Genomic DNA, 19,433 nt, shown 5'->3' with positions numbered 1-19,433 from the left:
TCTCGATAAAGTTAATGAAAGTTAACCAATAACTAATTTTCTGGAGGGCAATTGACCACTATATATTCTATTAAGTGTCACTATTTACCGATAATGTGTATTTCCGTAAACTCTTTATCCACAGAAATAGATTGCGATTCTAGATTCACACTTTCTAAATTAATTTCTACATTGTCTATTTGCACCGATGTAATTTGAAAAGGTAAATTATGTAATACTAGATTAAATTTACTATAATCCGCATTAAAGTCTCCACGTTTATGTTGCTGAAGAATTAATTCTTCCTTTTTACCGGTTACTTTAAAAGTACGTAAGCTAAATCTTCCTTTTTTGTAATCGTACCCATCATGTGCATCATCATATAATTTGGAAGACTCTTTACCCTCTTTATAGTAAACATCTAAAGTAATTTCATCAAAACTCTTTTCATCCACATATTGTTGTATTGGGTATTTAGGAATTACAGCACCTTCTTTAATAAACATTGGCATGCTATCTAACTCTGCATCTACCCATACTTCTCTTCCTCCTTCAATGACTTCGTCTGTCCAGAAATTATACCACTTCCCTTTAGGGACATACATTCTTCTTCCTTTGCCATTTGGTTCTAAAATTGGGCAAACTAAAATTTGTTCTCCGTACACAAACTCATCACTTCTATAGTGTGTAGCTGTATCTTCTTGATCGTACAACACCAAAGATTTTAAGATTGGTGTTCCGTCATTGATATATTTCCAAAAAGCGGTATATAAATATGGTAATAACTGATATCTAATTTCAACAAACTTTCTTACAATATCTGTAATTTCTTCACCAAAAACCCAAGGCTCCTGATCGCCATGATCTCCGGAAGAATGCACTCTACAAAAGGCATGAAAAACACCTAATTGAATCCATCTTGCAAATAATTCTCCTTGTGGTTGTTCTGCAAAACCTCCAATATCACTTCCTGCAAAAGAAAAACCAGACATTGCCATACGCTGTGCTTGATTATTAGCAATTGCTAAATGTTCCCAAGTTGCAACGTTATCTCCCATCCAAGTGGAAGTATATCTTTGTGCTCCAGAATATGCAGATCTTGTAATTACAAAAGGTCTTTTTGGATACGCGTATTTTTTTAAACCATGATAGGTTGCTCGCGCCATTTGTGTTCCATAAATATTATGTGCTTTTCTATGCGAACAAGGATTGCCATCATAATCATGACGAACATCATCTGGAAAGGATTTATTAGGAACGTCCATTACAGCTGGCTCATTCATATCATTCCACACGCCTTTTACACCAATATCTTCAATTAATTCTTGAAATAAACTAGACCACCATTCTCTCACTTCTGGTTTTGTGTAATCTGGAAAATAACATTCTCCAGGCCAAACTTTACCTTTCATATATGGTCCGTCTGCACGTTTACAGAAATAATCTTTATCTAATCCTTCTTTAAAAACAGCATAATCTAAATCTATTTTAATTCCTGGATCTATAATTACTACAGTTTTAAAACCATCCTCTTCTAGTTCCTTCACCATTCTTTTTGGATCTGGAAAGAGTTTTTTATCCCAAGTAAAACAACGAAAACCATCCATATAATCGATATCTAAATAGATAGCATCACAAGGAATTTTTAAATCTCTAAAGGTTTTGGTTACTTCTTTTACGTTCGCTTCTGGATAATACGACCATTTACACTGGTGAAAACCTAATGCCCATAAAGGAGGTAAGGTATGTGGTTTACCTGTTAAATCTGTATAGTTTTTAACAACATCTTCCATTTGCGGACCATAAATGAAATAATAATTCATTTCTCCACCTTGCGCCCAGAAACTCGTTACGTTTCTTCTTTCGTGTGCAAAATCGAAATGTGTTTTAAAGGTATTATCAAAGAAAATACCATACGATTTATTGTCTTGTATTGCCGTATAAAAAGGAATTGCCTTGTAAATAGGATCGGTATCTTTACCAAAAGCATACGAATCTGTTGCCCAGTTTTCGAAACGTTTTCCTTTTAGATTTACATCTACAGGTTTGTCTCCTAAACCATAAAAACTTTCTGCTTTCTGACAAGCTTTACTCATTTTCACAATGTCTCCTCCATATTCATAACTCTCTTCCCAATGGAAACCAATTTCGTCTTGATTAATTAGTTTATTATCGATAGCGTCAAATAAAGCGACTTGCAAACCTAACTTCTCTACTTTACAAATTAATTTGGAAGTAGTAATAATATAATGCGTTTCGTCTTCTGTTACATCTAAAAAACTATAACCTCTACTGGCATGGATAGTAACTCCGTAAGAAAAATCATTTTCAAATTTTCCTGTTGTGCTATATCTAAATCGGATAACACTATCTCTAACAACCGTTATTTGGAGTACCACTCCGTTTTTTGTTGAAAAATGTAAGGTATCTACATCTTTCTTATATTTTATTATTTCGGAAGGAAATAGATTCCCTTTTTGTTCTAATTCTGTATTTACAATCATCTTGCAATCTTTTAAGTAGTATGTAAAAAAACATAAAAAAACGTTGTAAAAAAAACTATACTATTAGTTCTTATAACTTATTGTTAACTACATCGTTTTAGTATGTAATTTTTATTAAATTTTTAAAAAAGAAGCTTAAAAAAGAGATATATTTTATTGATATTTAAATGCTAACATGGTTAAAGGAGGTATATTTAGCACTACTGAATTTTTTCTGTTTTGCCATTTTTCAGCTTCCGAAGTAAGGGTTTTATTTTTAAAATCTCCAGTACCAAAATATTCTTTTTCATTGCTATTAAACACTTCTTTTAATTTTCCTTTTTTAGGAAGACCAATACGATATCCTTCTCTAGGAACCGGCGTCATATTACAAGCTATAATTATATTATCTTTTGGTTTCTTTCCTTTTCTTATATACACTAAAACTGAATTCTCTGCATCGTTATAATCGATCCATTCAAAACCCTCTTGCGTAAACTGATTTTCATGTAAAGCTGGTTCGGTTTTATATAAAGTATTTAAGTCTTTTATTAGTTTTTGTACTCCTTTATGCGGTTTGTATTGCAGTAAATGCCAATCTAAACTGGTTTGAAAATTCCATTCTTCACTTTGTCCGAATTCTGCGCCTTGAAACAATAATTTTGTTCCTGGATGTGTGAACATATAGCTATAAAGCAAACGCAAATTTGCAAATTTTTGCCATTCGTCACCAGGCATTCTATTTAAAATGGATTTTTTACCATATACCACTTCGTCATGACTTAGTGGCAACATAAAATTTTCTGTAAACGCATAGGTCATACTAAACGTTAAATCGTTTTGGTGGTGTTTTCTATACGCAGGATCTTTAGCAAAGTAATCTAAGGTATCGTGCATCCAACCCATCATCCATTTCATACCAAATCCTAAACCGCCTAAGAAAACAGGTTTAGAGACTCCTGGAAAAGATGTCGATTCTTCTGCAATGGCTTGTACATCTGGAAACGTACCATAAACGGCTACGTTTAACTCTTTCATAAACGCAATGGCATCTAGATTTTCTCTTCCGCCATGTTCATTTGGTTCCCACTCGCCTTCTTCTCTAGAATAATCTAAAAATAGCATCGATGCCACTGCGTCTACACGCAACCCGTCGGCATGATATTGGTCCAACCAAAATAAGGCATTACTTATTAAAAAGGATTTCACTTCATTACGACCATAATTAAAGATTAAACTTTTCCAGTCTTGATGGTATCCTTTTCTTTTATCTGGATGTTCATACAAACAAGAACCATCGAAGAAACCTAGTCCGTGTGCATCTTCTGGAAAATGTGAAGGCACCCAATCTAATAAAATTCCAATATCATTTTGGTGTAATTTATCTACTAGAAGTTTAAATTCTTCGGGATAACCAAACCGTGAGGTTGGCGCAAAATATCCCGTAACTTGATATCCCCAACTTGGGTCATAAGGAAACTCCATAATTGGCATTAACTCTACATGTGTAAAGTTCATTTCCTTTACATAGTCTACCAATTGGTCTGCTAATTCTACATAAGAAAGAAAACGATTCTCTTCTATTTGTTTTTTCCATGAGCCTAAATGGACTTCATAAACAGAAAAAGGTGCGTTTAATGCATTCTTCTTTTTTCGAGATTTCATCCATTTGGAATCTTTCCAGCTGTATGCATCTTCCCAAACTATAGAAGCTGTTTTCGGGTTATGCTCAAAACGTCTCCCGTAAGGATCTGCTTTTTCCGTTTTTATACCATTATTAGTACTTTCAATTTTATATTTATACGTGGTTCCTTTACCAATATTTGGTATAAAACCTTCCCAAATCCCACTTTCGTCCCAACGGACATTTAATTGATGTTCTCCTTCTTTCCAATAATTGAAATCGCCAATTACTGAAACCTGTTTTGCACTAGGAGCCCAAACCGCAAAATAAGTTCCTTCTACGCCATCTACAGTAATAATGTGTGATCCAAACTTCTCGTAAAGTTTGTAATGTTTGCCAGATTTAAATAAATTAATATCAAAATCTGTAAATAAGCTATGTACTATTACTTTAGACATATATTGTTTTTTGGGTAAGTTTAAATTTTACTAATTAATTATAGTTCCTTTTGGTATCGTTGCTCCTTTTTTAACCACTACAATTCCGTCTTTTATAAGATATGTATCTGTTTCTATATCTTTTAAATGCAGACCTCCTTCAATCTTAACATCGTCACCAATTCTACAATTTTTATCTATAATACAGTTGTTTATATAACATCTGTCGCCAATACCCAGAATATTTTCAATCTTATTTTTTTCAATATCTTTTAAAGATTCGTATCTATCATTTCCCATCATATAGGTATTTAATATAACGGATTCTTTACCAATTCTAGAACGAATACCAATGACGCTTCTTTCAATTTTAGCGGCATGAATAATACAACCATCTGCTATCACTGTTTTATTTAATAAAGTACCAGAAATTTTAGAAGTTGGTAATATTCTTGCTCTAGTATATACTCTATCCTCGGCATATAAATTAAATTTAGGAATATCATCTGTTAAACCTAAATTCGCATCAAAGAAAGATTCTATGGTTCCAATATCTGTCCAGTAACCTTCATATTGATAACTCACTGTTTTGTGATCATGAATAGATTGTGGTATAATTTCTTTACCAAAATCATTGGTATCTGGGTTTTCCATTAGTTTTACTAATAGGTCTCTATTAAATATATAGATTCCCATAGAAGCAAGATAATTTCTTCCTTCTGCTTTCATATCATCACTTACATCACTTGTCCAATCTGGTAATAAATCTGCATCTGGTTTTTCAACAAACGAAGTAATTGTATTCTCATCATCTGTCTTTAAAATTCCAAAACCAGTTGCTTCTTTGGCAGTTACAGGATAGGTTGCAATAGTAATTTCAGCATTACTTTCTTTATGCTTATTAATCATGTCTTGCAAATCCATATTATACAATTGATCTCCAGAAAGTATTAACGCATATTCAAAATCATGACTTAAAAAGTGATGCATACTTTGCCTTACAGCATCTGCAGTACCTTGAAACCATTTATCACTTTGCATGGTTTGTTCTGCAGCCAAAACATCTACAAAAGCATGACTAAAAAAACTAAAATGATATGTATTTTTTATGTGTTTATTTAAAGACGCTGAATTAAACTGCGTTAGCACGTATATTCTTTTAAGATTAGAATTTATACAATTAGAAATAGGAATATCTACCAATCTATATTTTCCAGCAATTGGAACTGCAGGTTTAGATCTTGCTTGTGTTAAAGGATATAGTCTAGAGCCTTGTCCTCCTCCTAAAATAATAGATAATACTTTATTATTAATCATAATTTTTTAGTTTATTGATTTATATAATTTAATATATTCTTTAGCTGATGCATCCCAAGAATGATCAATTTCCATTATATATTTTCTAATTTTTTTAAATTTTTCTTGGTCGTCATACAACGTAATTGCTCTTTTAATAGCTTGCTCGATTTCTAAAACGGTTACTTCCTTATGGCAAATACCAAAACCGTTTTCAGAATCTATATCTATAACCGTATCTTTTAAACCACCTGTTCTTCTCACTATAGGAATTGTTCCATACCTTAAGGAGTACATCTGATTTAAACCACAAGGTTCTACTCTAGATGGCATTAACAAAAAATCTGCTCCTCCATATATAATATGTGATAGCTTCTCATCATAACCAATAAAAGCATCATAATTTCCTTTATGTGATTCTTTTAAATCTCGCAACTCCTGCTCCACCTCTTTATTTCCAGAGCCTAAAAGTAGGATAGAACAATTCTTTTCTTTTAAAATAGTCTCAAATACTTCTGGAAGTAAATCCGATCCTTTTTCATAAACCAATCTACCAATAAATGCAAATAATGGTTTTGTAACATCTAGATTAAAAGTTTCACATAGCCACTTTTTATTTTTCTCTCTTCCTAAATCTACGTTTTTTTCTGAAAAATTATGGACTAAGTAATCATCATTTTCCGGATTCCAAACTTGCGCATCAATACCGTTTAAAATACCAACACATTTATCACTTTCGGCTTTTAACAAATCTTGTAAACCATTGGCTTCTAGTTTTAATTCTTCCATATAACTTGGAGAAACAGTAGTAACACGCCATGCACATTTTATTGCTGCGGCTAGCGGATTTATCTGACTATTCCAATCTAACAATCCTGCTTTTCCCAAAGCAAACTCAGGAATTAAATGCAGCTTATCATACGTAAACCAACCTTGGTATTGCGCATTATGAATAGTAGTTACTACAGGAATTTTATTTAAACTTTCATATTTAAAACTTTCTTGCAACATAAAAGGAATAAGTCCGGTATGGTGATCGTGACAATGTATAATATTCGGTTTATCTTTTAAAGTAAGAATCCAATCTAAAGCTGCAATTTGAAATGCTAAAAAACGATTGGTATCATCAAAAGAATACACATAATCTTTAAAAAGCAAAGACGGTACATCTATAAAAAACACATCAAAATCTAAACTATTTTCCTTGAGTATTAGTACCTCAAAATCGTGTGCCACTTCATCCAATAAAACTTGCGATGTATAGATAGAAACAAAGGTGTTATCTGCAGTAAATTTATTGTCATAAAAAGGCATAATAACACTGCTTTTTAAGCCAAGTGCATTTTGATATTTAGGTAGTGCACCAACCACATCTGCTAATCCGCCCACTTTAGCTATTGGGTAACATTCGGCACTAATATGTGTTATATTCATCCAATGTATTTAATATTACCCTTCTAAATTAGTAAATTTATATGAAAAGAGAACTTTAATAGTTAAATAGTTAATGTAAATATATTACTATACCGATTTCGTAATGATGTGATCATTATTTCGACATAATTAAGAAACAAAATCAACACCTTTATTTTATGAAAAAGTTTTTATTAGTCAGTATTATAAGTATTTTATTTAGTTGTAATTCTTCCGCACAAAAAAATAAGAATGAAAAAAAAGCAGCATATCCGGTAACGAAAACGGATACCGAATGGAAAAAAGAACTTAGCGAAGAGCAATATTATGTATTACGAGAAGCAGGAACGGAACGCCCTTTTTCTAGTCCGTTAAATAAAAACGAAACCAAAGGAACCTACCATTGTGCGGCATGTAATATTGCGCTATTTAAAAGTGAACACAAATTCGATTCTGGAACTGGATGGCCAAGTTTTGATAGAGAAATTAAAGGTAATATTGCCTTTGGATCAGATAACAAGCTAGGCTTTTCGAGAGACGAAGAGCATTGTGCAAATTGTGGCGGACATCTAGGCCATGTATTTAATGATGGTCCGAGAAAAACTACCGGAAAGCGTCATTGTATAAATGGCGATGCACTAAAGTTTGTACCTGCTAAATAATTAAAATAACGTATAGCTACATAAATTCTAACGATACTAATGTGGTATGAAATACATTTAGAAGTACTACTTTTAGTAAACAAATTCTGAATGTATGGAAAGCACTTATTTATCTAGCACTATAAAACAGTTTGTCTACTACAAATCTCTTGGCGATAAAATCCTAAACCAGCTTTCTTTTCAAGAATTGCAGTGGCAACCTAATGCCGCATCTAATAGCGTTTCAATTATAGCGAAACATGTTATTGGTAATATGGTATCTCGTTGGACCAACTTTTTAACCGAAGATGGCGAAAAAGAATGGAGAAAACGCGATGAAGAATTTATAGAGACGTATACTACTAAAGAAGCACTATTGGCCTCTTGGGAAACCGGATGGTCTTGTCTATTTAAGGCGATTACAGCTCTAAAGGAAGAAGACCAAGAACGTGTTATTTACATACGAAATCAAGGACATACAGTAACAGAAGCTATTAACAGGCAACTGGCACACTACTCCTATCACATAGGACAAATGGTTTTTATAGGGAAGTTTATAAAAGGAGCTGCTTGGCAATCTTTATCTATTTCTATAGGAAATTCTGCTACATACAATCAAGAAAAATTTGCAAAAGAAAAAGAAAAAATACATTTTACCGACGATTTATAAACGATTCTGCATCTCGCGTGAGGGATAGAAACGGTATCCTTTTGCTTTTTTTAGCAAAAGATATAGTGTATAGCCCGACCTTTAGGGCACGCCCAAATAAAAATGAAACATCAATTTATTATTTCGGCTTTGTTTTGTAAATTCGTAACTTGAAAAATCGACTAAAAAACACACAATGAGTAAATACGATATAATTGTACTTGGAAGTGGTCCTGGAGGCTACGTAGCAGCTATTAGAGCTTCTCAATTAGGTTTAAAAACAGCTATTATTGAGAAAGAAAGCCTTGGTGGAATCTGCCTGAATTGGGGATGTATTCCTACTAAAGCCTTATTAAAATCGGCCCAAGTGTTTGAATATTTAAAACATGCGGATGATTATGGTCTTTCTGTAAAAGAGTATGACAAAGATTTTAATGCGGTTGTAAAACGTAGTCGTGGTGTTGCTGATGGCATGAGTAACGGCGTTAAGTTTTTAATGAAAAAAAATAAAATCGATGTTATTGAAGGTTTTGGGAAACTAAAAACTGGAAAAAAAGTAGATGTTGACGGAAAAGAATATGCAGCAGATCATATTATAATTGCTACTGGAGCACGTTCTCGTGAATTGCCTAGTTTGCCGCAAGATGGTAAAAAAGTAATTGGATACAGAGAAGCAATGGTTTTACCTGAGCAACCTAAATCGATGATAGTAGTTGGTTCTGGAGCCATTGGTGTAGAGTTTGCGTACTTCTATAACTCTATGGGAACCGATGTAACTATTGTAGAATACTTACCAAATGTAGTTCCTGTTGAAGATATAGATGTATCTAAACAATTAGAAAAAAGCTTTAAGAAAAGTGGTATAAAAATAATGACATCTGCAGAGGTAACTAGTGTTGATACTTCTGGAAAAGGTGTAAAAGCAACGGTAAAAACTGCTAAAGGAGAAGAAATTTTGGAAGCAGATATTATTCTTTCTGCTGTTGGAATTAAATCAAACATAGAAAATATTGGACTAGAAGATGTTGGTATTGCTGTAGATAGAGATAAAGTTTTAGTTAACGATTTCTACCAAACTAATATTCCGGGTTATTATGCTATTGGAGACATTACTCCTGGTCAAGCTTTAGCACACGTTGCTTCTGCGGAAGCTATTTTATGTGTAGAGAAAATTGCTGGTCAGCATGTAGAAGCTTTAGACTACGGAAACGTTCCTGGTTGTACGTATTGTACTCCAGAAATTGCTTCTGTTGGTTTAACCGAAAAGCAAGCTAAAGATCAAGGTATCGACATTAAAGTTGGTAAATTCCCATTCTCTGCTTCTGGAAAAGCAAGTGCTTCTGGAGCAAAAGAAGGTTTTGTAAAAGTTATTTTTGATGCTAAATATGGCGAATGGTTAGGATGCCATATGATTGGAGCTGGAGTAACCGATATGATTGCTGAAGCTGTTTTAGGAAGAAAACTAGAAACAACTGGTCATGAAGTATTAAAAGCGATTCATCCACACCCAACAATGAGTGAAGCGGTTATGGAAGCTGTAGCTGCTGCTTATGGTGAAGTGATTCATTTATAGCTGTTAGCTGTTAGCTGTTAGCTGTTAGAAATATAAAAAAAATGCGATTCCATACATATGGAATCGCATTTTTTATTTCGAATGTTGTCATCCTGAACTTTTACAGCATCTAAACCAGTTTACAAAAAACTCTGAATCGCCAATTCATAACTCTGCAAACCAAAGCCTAGAATAACGCCTTTTGCATTTGGAGAAATATAGGAGGTGTGTCTAAAATCTTCACGAGAAAAGGTATTAGAAATATGTACTTCTACTACTGGAGTTTCTATCGCGTTTATAGCATCGCCTATTGCCACAGAAGTATGTGTGTAAGCTGCTGCATTTAATATGATACCATCATAGTTAAAACCAACTTCTTGTATTTTATTAATAAGTTCACCTTCTACATTAGATTGATAATAGTCTATATCTACTTTAGGGTACTTTTCTTTTATTTCCTCTAAAAATTCGGTAAAAGATAAGCTTCCATAAATTTCTGGTTCTCGCGTTCCTAATAAATTTAAATTAGGACCATTAATGATAATGAGTTTCTTCATAAAGTAAAGATATTAAAAAATAGGCATAAAAAAAGCCGAAGCAAATGCTTCGGCTTAAATAAAAATTTATTTAGCTTATAGATTGTAAACGATACCAAAGTTGATATTGCTAAAGTTTAATCCGAAGTCAAAGTTGTCTGTAGACTCAGCACCATCAAAATCACCTTTCTCTGTAGAATATCCTAAGATACCAAAAGAAGCTTCGATAGCGAATTTGTCTGAAACGAAATAGCTAATTCCAGGAGCAAAACCTGTACTAAAGCCATCCGATTTTACATCTGCTAATTTGTTATCTGTAGAAGTATAATCTACACCTAATTCAGCAAATAAAGAAAATTGGTTAGATGGAGTCATGTAATATCTACCAAAAACACCACCAGAAAATTGATTTTGATCTACAGTATCTGTACCATCATTATCTGCTTTCCAAGAAGTATACCCTAATTTCGCACCAACTGCAATGTTATCAGAAACAAAAAATCCTGCTTTTGGAGCAATCATAAATGTGTTTGCTTTAACATCTCCTGTAGTTTCGTTACCAAAACCAACAGATCCTGAAAGAAAGATATCTCCTTTAGAAAAACCGCCAGTTGTTGTTGTATCATCTTGTGCGTTAACGCTTGTAAATCCTAATACTGCAATAGCAGCTGTAAACAATAATTTTTTCATAATTAATTTGAGTTTTATATTTAAGTCGGCAAAAATACTATGTAATGCGAATCTTACCTTTGACTTTAGCGTTTAATTAACATTTTTAACACTAAAAACAATTACTCATCTAATGTTTAGAATACAATTAATAATTCAAAAAAAACGATTAATTTTACTGCAATGAAATGGCAACAGGCGCTTTTAGATTATAAAATGTATTTAAAGATAGAACGAGGTTTATCTCAAAATTCTATAGATAACTATGCGCTAGATGTTAATAAACTAATTGCTTTTTTAGAAGAGAAAAAAATACAAGAATCGCCGTTAACTATTTCTTCTGAAATCATTCAACAATTTGTTTATGAAGTTGCCAAACAAGTAAATGCAAGATCACAATCTAGAATAATCTCTGGACTACGAAGCTTTTTTAATTATCTCGTTTTTGAAGATTATATTAAAACCAATCCGTTAGAACTTATAGAATCTCCTAAAATAGGAAGAAAGCTACCAGATACATTATCTGAAAAAGATATAAATTCATTAATTGAGGCAATCGATTTAAGTACTCCTCAAGGCGAAAGAAATCGTGCCATATTAGAAACACTATATAGTTGCGGATTGCGAGTTAGTGAACTTGTTGGTTTAAAAATTTCAGATTTATTTTTTGATGAAGGTTTTATTAAAGTTACAGGAAAAGGAGATAAACAACGTTTTGTTCCCATTGTACCAGAAACACAAAAAATAATTAATATTTACAAAAACCAAGTAAGAGTTCATACACCAGTAAAAGCAGCATTTCAAGATGTTTTATTTTTAAATAGACGAGGAAAACAGCTGACAAGAGCAATGATATTTACAATAATTAAACAATTAGCTGTGAAAATTGACTTAAATAAAAACATATCTCCACATACATTTAGACATTCTTTTGCAACGCATTTACTAGAAAACGGGGCAGATCTAAGAGCAATACAACTCATGTTAGGTCATGAGAGTATTACAACTACAGAGATTTACATGCATGTAGATAAAAGTCATTTAAAAGATATTATGAATACGTATCACCCTAGAAATGAGAGTTTTTAATCGATAAAAATTTGTTATTAATCGATGTTTTATTATATTTGAATAGAATTATGTAAGTTGTAACTGACTTAAATAATTTTTAAAAAAATCCCTAAAACTTTTTTAAATACGATACATATGTATGCTATAAATCAGGGGTTTATTGAAAATAATGTTTTGCAAGATCGAAACGACACGAAGTGGAAGCTTGCACTAGAATACACAAAAATTGGTTTTTGGGAATTTGATTTAGATTCGAATAAGGTTTTCTTCTCTAATCAATCTAAAAAAATACTAGGTTTTGAAGATAGCGATACTTTTGGTTCCAATATAAATGATTGGAATGATAGAGTACATCCGGATGATAGAAAAAAATATTTTCAAGACTTTCAAGATCATCTTACTGGAATAAAATCAATGTATGAAAATGAGCATAGAATAAAATGCGCTGACGACAGTTATAAATGGATTTTGGATAGAGGTAAAATAGTAGAATTTACCATGGATGGCAGAGCAAAACGCATTATTGGTACTCATACAGAAATAACCAATCAAAAAGTAGCTGAAAACCAAATAATTGAATCTTTAAATATAGCAACAGAGCAAAACAATAAATTAAAGAATTTTGCCCATATAGTCACGCATAATTTAAAACAACATGTTGGTAATTTTGAAAGTTTACTTGATTTTCATGAGGAAGCAGAAACGCTTGAAGAGAAAAAAGAGTTAATGCTACATTTAAAAACACTTTCTACTTCCCTTACCAAAACAATAAACAATTTAAACCAAGTAGTATCTGTACAAGCCAATAATAACAAAAAAACAGAGCGCATTTATGTTGCTCAAGAAATCAATAATGTTTTAAAATCTCTTGATTTTGTTATTAACGAAAGCCATACCATAGTAATTAATAATGTAAATGAAAAGTATTTTATTTATTACAACCTCTCTTATTTTGAAAGTGTAATTCAAAACCTACTTACAAACGCTATTAAATATAAACATAAAGACAGAAATCCTGTAATTAATATTGATTACACCTTAAAACAGCACGCGATTGACTTAATCATTTCTGATAATGGTAGAGGTGTCGATTTAAATAAGTTTGGTAAGGATATTTTTGGTCTATATAAAACGTTCCATCATAATGAAGATGCCGAAGGCGTTGGATTGTACCTTATTAAAAACCAAATAGAATCTTTTGGCGGAAAAATTTCTATAAAAAGTAAAGTAGATACAGGAACTACTTTTACTATTACAATAACAAATAGAAAGAAAATGTAATCTTCCCAAACCAAAAACAGATTAGCTTTTTTATTCAATTAATTGTTACAATCGTCTATATTTCTTACAACACAACAATAATTAAACACTTTAACCTATAAATAAGCATTTCGTCGTGTTTCTTTTGTTTTTCGAATTAAATAAAGTAAGAATACATTACAGTTGCTTATTTTTGTACTCCCCTAAACTAATTAAAGACCTACAATGAATAACGCAAATAAGTTAAACCCTACCATTTCTGATAAAGAAAATGACCATTACCAATTAGATATTAAAGAACAGGTTTTGCGATTTGCTTTAGAGAATTCCAATATTGGAGCATGGGATTATAATGCAACAACCCAAAGTGTTTTCTATTCTAAAGAATCAAAACATATTTTAGGTTTTGACGATCACGAAATAGGAACAACCGCCAAAGAATGGAACGATCGCGTTCATCCAGAAGACAAAGCTCTTTATTTTCAAGATTTTAACAATCATATTATTGGTATAAATCCAGACTATGTTAACGAACATCGAATAAAATGTAAAGACGGTTCTTACAAATGGATTCTAGATAGAGGTCGTATTATTGAGCGTGATATTTACGGCAAACCGACTCGAATTATTGGTACGCACACAGATATTAGTGAAGGGAAAGAACAAGAAGAAAAACTAGCAAAGAATCAAAACATTATAAAAGGTCAAAATAAAAGGCTTAGAAATTTTGCGCTAATAGTAACTCATAATCTAAAATCGCATACTGCTAATTTTGATAGTTTATTAAATTTTTATGAGGAAGCCGAAGATGAAAATGAGCAAAAGGAGATTATTAATCATCTTAAAACCGTAAATAATTCACTAACCAAAACTATTAGTAATTTAAATAAAATAGTTACAACAGACGCTTCTAAAAACAAAACCATACAAACTATTAATGTCAAAGAATATGTTGTTAATGCGGTGCGCTTTTTAAAAACAAAAACAAAAAAAACCGAAATTACTATTACTAACAATATAGACCCAAATTTATTTTTAGAATACAATCCTGCCTATTTTCAAAGTATCCTACAAAACTTACTTTCTAATACTATTAAGTATAAACACCCAGACAGAACACCAATTATAAATATTAAATCTATAATTACTCCTGAGGAAATCATTCTTACTATTACCGATAATGGTTTAGGTATTGATTTAGATAAATACGGAAATGATATTTTTGAATTATACCGAACGTTTCATAACAATGAAAACGCGGAAGGCGTAGGACTATATCTTACCAAGAGTCAGATTGAAGCTTTTGATGGCACAATAGAAGTAGAAAGCACCGTAAACGTTGGATCTACTTTTACTATAAAATATCCCAACAAAAAAGTCTAGCACGTAGCTAGACTTTTTTTATTACTGTAAAATAGTATTCTTTTTATTTAGCAATATTTACTGCTCTTGTTTCACGTATAACGGTAACCTTAACTTGTCCAGGATACGTCATATCTGTTTGTATTTTTTGCGAGATATTAAACGATAAGTCTGCCGCATTTTGATCTGATACTTTTTCGCTTTCTACAATTACTCGTAGTTCACGTCCAGCTTGAATAGCGTACGCTTTTTTCACACCTTGAAAACCAAAGGCAATATCCTCTAAATCTTTTAAACGTTGTATATAACTGTCTAATACTTGTCTTCTAGCACCTGGTCTTGCACCAGAAATAGCATCACATACCTGAATAATAGGAGAAAGTAAGGAAGTCATCTCTATTTCATCGTGATGTGCACCAATAGCATTACAAACGTCATCTTTTTCACCAAACTTTTCAGCCCATTGCATACCAAGAATAGCGTGCGGCGTTTCCATATCTGCTTCTGCATCTGGCACTTTACCAATATCATGTAATAACCCAGCACGTTTTGCCAGTTTAGGGTTTAAACCTAATTCCGCAGCCATTACTCCACAAAGTTTAGCTACTTCACGCGAATGTTGTAGTAAGTTTTGTCCGTAAGAAGAACGATATTTCATTCTACCTACCATTTTAATTAACTCCGGATGCAAGTTATGAATACCTAAATCGATAACGGTACGTTTACCAACCTCGATAATTTCTTGTTCTATTTGTTTTTGCGTTTTCTTTACTACTTCTTCAATTCTTGCAGGATGGATACGTCCATCAGTAACTAATTTATGTAAAGATAAACGAGCAACTTCACGTCTTACAGAATCAAAACAAGATAATATAATAGCTTCTGGAGTATCATCTACAATGATCTCTACTCCTGTAGCCGCTTCAATAGCACGAATATTTCTTCCTTCTCTACCAATGATACGTCCTTTTACATCATCTGATTCTATATTAAATACAGATACACAGTTATCTACCGCTTCTTCTGTACCAATACGTTGTATGGTATTAATAATAACTTTCTTAGCTTCTTGCTGTGCGGTCATTTTAGCTTCTTCCAATGTGCTCTGAATATAAGCCATTGCATCATTTTTAGCTTCCCCTTTTAAAGATTCTACTAACTGCTCTTTTGCTTCTTCTGCAGAAAGACTAGAAATTACTTCTAATTGTTGTATTTGGCTTTTATGCAGCCTATCTACTTCTTCTTGCTTTTTTTCAATAATATCGAGCCTATGGTTATAGTCTTTTATTTTAGCTTCTGCTTCTGTATTAGATTTTTTACTTTTGGAAAGCTCACTAGATATTTGAGATTCTTTATCACGAATACGTTTCTCTGTTTCCGCCATTTTCTTATCGCGAGATAAGATTACTTTTTCGTGTTCTGATTTTAATTCAATAAACTTTTCTTTGGCTTGAAGAATTTTATCTTTCTTTATAGATTCTCCTTCACTATTTGCTTCTTTTAGAATAGAAGCTGCAGATTTTTTAGCGCCTTTAATTAATTTTGATGCATTACTTTTTTCTAATGCTTTAGCTATAATGTATCCTATAATTACACCTATTACAATGCCTATTATTGCTAATACAATTGGGTTTTCCATGTTTAGTTAATTAGTATTTATTATATAAAAAAGCCTACATCAATTTATGGTTTTGTATAAACTCCTTAAAAACAAGTTTAGGGCTAACAAGCTGATCAAGTATCTACTCGAGGTAGCTCGCTTTTACAACTTCAACTCACCCTTTTTAAAGAATTAACGTTGAGTTTATCAAAAAAAATAATCAATGCAGGCAGTAACCTTTATTTTATTTAAAAGAACGAATTATAAATTTAAATGTTCCTGTAGTAAGTTGTTTAAAGCGTTAAGCTTCTCTTCTACATGCTCGTTAACATTCTCTTTATCTATAGTTTTTTGTTCTGTTTGTGATGCCAATTGTAATGCACACATGGCTAATACATCTTGCTTATCTCTAACAGAATAACTTTGCTCAAATTGGGTAATCATAGCTTCAATGTTCTTGGCTGCTTTACGTAAACCTTCTTCCTGATTAGGACTGATGGTTAAAGGATATACTCTATTAGCTATAGATAGCTTTATTTTAAGCTGTTCTGCCATTTAACTATGTTTCATTACTCAGAAAGCTGTGCGATACAATGATCTATCTCCCTAATTAATGTATTTATTTTAAGCTTAGTTTCTCTTTTATTATTATCACTGCCAAGCAAAGAATTCGCCATTTTGAGTGCTTCATATTTTTCTTGCCAAACAACAATGTGTTGTTTTTCTTGTAGAAGCTCTTGATTAGATGCCTGTAAATCTTGCTCTAGTTTTATATTAGCTTGTTTTAAAACGTCTTGTTTATGCAACACTTTGCTAATTTTATTTTCTAAAGCATCTACAATATCTTCAATATGACTCATTTACAAATTCAATACTTATCTCACAAAGTTAACATACCTGAAGCTAATTAGCAATTGTTTTTTATAATTAAATTAAAAAATATTGAAAGACACTAAATATCAATACAATGGCGTACTATTTGCTATAATCCTTGCTTACAAAATTCATTTTCTATATATTTATAGAAAATTTTCTATAAATGTTTTAATGAATATATTATAACTTTTTGGTTATGCTCATTTCAATTTAATACTTTCGCAATACAATATATTTTATGAGAATTCTATTTATTTTATTTCTGCTTTTCCCCTCTTTCTGTAATGCACAAAGCGTGTACCCTACTGATTATTTTAGATCCCCTTTAGACATTACTTTGGTTGCCGCCGGTACTTTTGGCGAGCTACGATCCAACCATTTTCATTCCGGAATAGATTTAAAAACGCAACAGCGGGAAGGTTTAAAAGTATACGGTACCGCAAATGGCTACATTAGTAGAATTAAGGTTTCTCATTTTGGCTATGGAAAAGCCCTATATGTTACGCATCCTAATGGATATACTACCGTTTATGGTCATTTACAAAGCTTTTCAAAAGAAATTGAAGCCTATGTAAAAAAACGTCAATACGAAGAGGAATCCTTCGAAATTCAGCTATTTCCAAACTCGGAAGAACTCCTAGTAGAAAAAGGAGAAATCATTGCTTATTCCGGAAACACTGGCGGCTCTGGCGGACCTCATTTACATTACGAAATTAGAGACAACGAAGAAAGACCTATAAACCCGTTACTTTTCGGATTAGATATAAAAGACAGTACAAAGCCAATTATTACAGAAGTATATGCCTATCCAATTGGTCAAGATGCACATGTAAACAAGTCTAAAATAAAACAAAAGCTTCGATTAATAGATAATAAAGATGGTACCTATGCTGTTGAAAATTTAGAAGCTTTTGGTAAAATAGGTTTTGCTATTGCAACTATAGATAGACAGGATTTGGCAGCCAATAAAAACGGCGTCTATAATATTCAAACCAGATATAATGGCGATCTATGCTTTGAGTTAGATTTTAAGCGCTTTTCGTTTAGCGAAACAAAACACCTTAATCGATTAATAGATTATGATCTATATAAAACGAAGAAACAAAGGGTTCAAAAGCTTTTTATAGAAGAAAATAATCCGTTAAGCATGTACAATAATGCTTCCAATGATGGCTATATTGAAGTAGAAGATAGTACTTCTTCTGTGTACAAAGTGCGTGTTTCCGATATTAAAAACAATGAGGTTTGGCTTCAAATTAATATTAAAGGTTTAAAATCGGAGGATGTTTTACCCTTGGAAGACCCTACTACTCCATTTTATATATTAGCTAGTCAAGAAGAATCTTTAAACGATGGTCGCGTTAAAGTAAATATTGGAAGTAATACTTTTTATGATAACTTTTTTATCGACTTTAAGGTTACCAAAGATACATTGACACTACATGAAGATATCATTCCTGCAAAAAGGAATTTTGATATTAGTTATGATTTAAGTGGTTATAAAACCGAAGATGCCAGTAAAGTTTACATTGCAAGATTGGTTGGCTGGAATGATTATCCGTTATACTCCCGAACAAAAAGGAAAGGAAATATTTTAACTACTAGCACAAAAACATTGGGTAAATATGCGTTGGCTACAGATACCATTGCTCCAACTATTACACCAAAGAACTTTTCTAAAGGAAAATGGCTAAGCAAGTACCGATTCCTTAAAATTAAAATTGAAGATAAAGGTTCTGGAATATCTAATTACAGAGCTACTTTAAACGGGAAATGGATTTTAACCGAGTACGATTATAAAACAAAAACATTAACTTACGACTTTAATGATGCCGTTTCCACGGAAACAAAAAATAATTTAAAGCTAATTGTTACAGATAATGTTGGAAATAATTCTACATTTGAAACTATGTTTTACCGAAAATAAAAACGAACTATCTTGAATACTAAATTTCAATTCCTATCTTCTTTATTTATTCTTCTAC

The 19,433-nt window shown here is 32.1% G+C and carries 16 protein-coding genes and 1 other RNA gene; 7 read left to right on the top strand and 10 right to left on the bottom strand.

All coding sequences use genetic code 11. The features are described 5' to 3' along the window. Positions 1-80 precede the first annotated feature (80 nt). From ACVCXO_RS04430 to ACVCXO_RS04415, 4 genes are all read right to left on the bottom strand, one after another. Positions 81-2,483: a glycoside hydrolase family 31 protein gene (locus ACVCXO_RS04430; protein ID WP_452228388.1), complete on the bottom strand. Its 2,403-nt coding sequence runs from the start codon at positions 2,481-2,483 to the stop codon at positions 81-83. A 153-nt stretch (positions 2,484-2,636) separates the two neighbouring features. Further along, the gene (gene glgB, locus ACVCXO_RS04425) at positions 2,637-4,544 is read right to left on the bottom strand and encodes a 1,4-alpha-glucan branching protein GlgB (protein ID WP_452228387.1); all 1,908 of its coding nucleotides are present in this window, start codon (positions 4,542-4,544) and stop codon (positions 2,637-2,639) included. A gap of 30 nt (positions 4,545-4,574) precedes the next feature. After that, positions 4,575-5,840, bottom strand: coding sequence for a glucose-1-phosphate adenylyltransferase (locus ACVCXO_RS04420; protein ID WP_452228386.1), 1,266 nt, complete (start codon positions 5,838-5,840; stop codon positions 4,575-4,577). 6 nt (positions 5,841-5,846) lie between these two features. Beyond that, positions 5,847-7,253 (bottom strand): glycogen synthase, encoded by a 1,407-nt coding sequence (locus tag ACVCXO_RS04415; RefSeq protein WP_452228385.1) that lies wholly within the window; start codon positions 7,251-7,253, stop codon positions 5,847-5,849. Positions 7,254-7,411: 158 nt separating this feature from the next. Between ACVCXO_RS04415 and msrB the strand changes: the two genes are divergently transcribed. The 3 genes from msrB to lpdA all read left to right on the top strand — a co-directional run bounded on the left by msrB (position 7,412) and on the right by lpdA (position 10,095). Next, the gene (msrB, locus tag ACVCXO_RS04410; RefSeq protein WP_452228384.1) at positions 7,412-7,894 is read left to right on the top strand and encodes a peptide-methionine (R)-S-oxide reductase MsrB; all 483 of its coding nucleotides are present in this window, start codon (positions 7,412-7,414) and stop codon (positions 7,892-7,894) included. A 94-nt stretch (positions 7,895-7,988) separates the two neighbouring features. Continuing rightward, a complete protein-coding gene (locus tag ACVCXO_RS04405) occupies positions 7,989-8,543 on the top strand; it encodes a DUF1572 family protein (RefSeq protein ID WP_452228383.1) in 555 nt (184 codons plus the stop codon). Between the two features lie 175 nt (positions 8,544-8,718). Then, on the top strand, positions 8,719-10,095 hold the full coding sequence (gene lpdA / locus ACVCXO_RS04400; protein ID WP_452228382.1) for a dihydrolipoyl dehydrogenase: 1,377 nt from the start codon (positions 8,719-8,721) through the stop codon (positions 10,093-10,095). A 119-nt stretch (positions 10,096-10,214) separates the two neighbouring features. Here lpdA and aroQ read toward each other — a convergent pair whose 3' ends face one another. Together aroQ and ACVCXO_RS04390 are read right to left on the bottom strand one after the other, a co-directional pair. Further along, positions 10,215-10,631, bottom strand: a complete 417-nt coding sequence (gene aroQ, locus ACVCXO_RS04395; RefSeq protein ID WP_452228381.1) for a type II 3-dehydroquinate dehydratase — start codon at positions 10,629-10,631, stop codon at positions 10,215-10,217. 75 nt (positions 10,632-10,706) lie between these two features. Beyond that, positions 10,707-11,300, bottom strand: a complete 594-nt coding sequence (locus tag ACVCXO_RS04390) for an outer membrane beta-barrel protein (RefSeq protein ID WP_452228380.1) — start codon at positions 11,298-11,300, stop codon at positions 10,707-10,709. Positions 11,301-11,462: 162 nt separating this feature from the next. Between ACVCXO_RS04390 and xerD the strand changes: the two genes are divergently transcribed. The 3 genes from xerD to ACVCXO_RS04375 all read left to right on the top strand — a co-directional run bounded on the left by xerD (position 11,463) and on the right by ACVCXO_RS04375 (position 14,993). After that, positions 11,463-12,368, top strand: coding sequence for a site-specific tyrosine recombinase XerD (gene xerD / locus ACVCXO_RS04385; RefSeq protein WP_452228379.1), 906 nt, complete (start codon positions 11,463-11,465; stop codon positions 12,366-12,368). 117 nt (positions 12,369-12,485) lie between these two features. Beyond that, the gene (locus ACVCXO_RS04380) at positions 12,486-13,631 is read left to right on the top strand and encodes a sensor histidine kinase (protein ID WP_452228378.1); all 1,146 of its coding nucleotides are present in this window, start codon (positions 12,486-12,488) and stop codon (positions 13,629-13,631) included. Positions 13,632-13,835: 204 nt separating this feature from the next. Continuing rightward, positions 13,836-14,993: a sensor histidine kinase gene (locus tag ACVCXO_RS04375; protein WP_452228377.1), complete on the top strand. Its 1,158-nt coding sequence runs from the start codon at positions 13,836-13,838 to the stop codon at positions 14,991-14,993. Between the two features lie 43 nt (positions 14,994-15,036). Here ACVCXO_RS04375 and rny read toward each other — a convergent pair whose 3' ends face one another. The 4 genes from rny to ACVCXO_RS04355 all read right to left on the bottom strand — a co-directional run bounded on the left by rny (position 15,037) and on the right by ACVCXO_RS04355 (position 17,432). Continuing rightward, positions 15,037-16,611, bottom strand: coding sequence for a ribonuclease Y (rny, locus tag ACVCXO_RS04370; RefSeq protein WP_452228376.1), 1,575 nt, complete (start codon positions 16,609-16,611; stop codon positions 15,037-15,039). 58 nt (positions 16,612-16,669) lie between these two features. Next, positions 16,670-16,776, bottom strand: a non-coding RNA gene (gene ssrS, locus ACVCXO_RS04365) — 6S RNA. A 57-nt stretch (positions 16,777-16,833) separates the two neighbouring features. Next, entirely contained in the window at positions 16,834-17,127 is a 294-nt protein-coding gene (locus ACVCXO_RS04360; RefSeq protein WP_452228375.1) for a cell division protein ZapA, read from the bottom strand. A 14-nt stretch (positions 17,128-17,141) separates the two neighbouring features. Further along, positions 17,142-17,432 (bottom strand): hypothetical protein, encoded by a 291-nt coding sequence (locus ACVCXO_RS04355; protein ID WP_452228374.1) that lies wholly within the window; start codon positions 17,430-17,432, stop codon positions 17,142-17,144. A 311-nt stretch (positions 17,433-17,743) separates the two neighbouring features. On the opposite strand from ACVCXO_RS04355, the gene ACVCXO_RS04350 reads away from it, so the two are divergent. Continuing rightward, positions 17,744-19,375 (top strand): M23 family metallopeptidase, encoded by a 1,632-nt coding sequence (locus tag ACVCXO_RS04350; RefSeq protein ID WP_452228373.1) that lies wholly within the window; start codon positions 17,744-17,746, stop codon positions 19,373-19,375. The last annotated feature ends 58 nt before the right edge of the window (positions 19,376-19,433 follow it).

The organism is Lacinutrix sp. MEBiC02404, assembly GCF_053601575.1.
The sequence above is the reverse complement of the archived record's forward strand: the minus strand, read 5'-3'. Positions and strand labels throughout refer to the sequence as shown.

What these genes read in the sequence shown, in the direction of transcription:
- ACVCXO_RS04430 (WP_452228388.1), bottom strand. Translation starts at nt 2,483, where the DNA reads ATGATTGTAAATACAGAATTAGAACAAAAAGGGAATCTATTTCCTTCC.
- glgB (WP_452228387.1), bottom strand. Translation starts at nt 4,544, where the DNA reads ATGTCTAAAGTAATAGTACATAGCTTATTTACAGATTTTGATATTAAT.
- ACVCXO_RS04420 (WP_452228386.1), bottom strand. Translation starts at nt 5,840, where the DNA reads ATGATTAATAATAAAGTATTATCTATTATTTTAGGAGGAGGACAAGGC.
- ACVCXO_RS04415 (WP_452228385.1), bottom strand. Translation starts at nt 7,253, where the DNA reads ATGAATATAACACATATTAGTGCCGAATGTTACCCAATAGCTAAAGTG.
- msrB (WP_452228384.1), top strand. Translation starts at nt 7,412, where the DNA reads ATGAAAAAGTTTTTATTAGTCAGTATTATAAGTATTTTATTTAGTTGT.
- ACVCXO_RS04405 (WP_452228383.1), top strand. Translation starts at nt 7,989, where the DNA reads ATGGAAAGCACTTATTTATCTAGCACTATAAAACAGTTTGTCTACTAC.
- lpdA (WP_452228382.1), top strand. Translation starts at nt 8,719, where the DNA reads ATGAGTAAATACGATATAATTGTACTTGGAAGTGGTCCTGGAGGCTAC.
- aroQ (WP_452228381.1), bottom strand. Translation starts at nt 10,631, where the DNA reads ATGAAGAAACTCATTATCATTAATGGTCCTAATTTAAATTTATTAGGA.
- ACVCXO_RS04390 (WP_452228380.1), bottom strand. Translation starts at nt 11,300, where the DNA reads ATGAAAAAATTATTGTTTACAGCTGCTATTGCAGTATTAGGATTTACA.
- xerD (WP_452228379.1), top strand. Translation starts at nt 11,463, where the DNA reads ATGAAATGGCAACAGGCGCTTTTAGATTATAAAATGTATTTAAAGATA.
- ACVCXO_RS04380 (WP_452228378.1), top strand. Translation starts at nt 12,486, where the DNA reads ATGTATGCTATAAATCAGGGGTTTATTGAAAATAATGTTTTGCAAGAT.
- ACVCXO_RS04375 (WP_452228377.1), top strand. Translation starts at nt 13,836, where the DNA reads ATGAATAACGCAAATAAGTTAAACCCTACCATTTCTGATAAAGAAAAT.
- rny (WP_452228376.1), bottom strand. Translation starts at nt 16,611, where the DNA reads ATGGAAAACCCAATTGTATTAGCAATAATAGGCATTGTAATAGGTGTA.
- ACVCXO_RS04360 (WP_452228375.1), bottom strand. Translation starts at nt 17,127, where the DNA reads ATGGCAGAACAGCTTAAAATAAAGCTATCTATAGCTAATAGAGTATAT.
- ACVCXO_RS04355 (WP_452228374.1), bottom strand. Translation starts at nt 17,432, where the DNA reads ATGAGTCATATTGAAGATATTGTAGATGCTTTAGAAAATAAAATTAGC.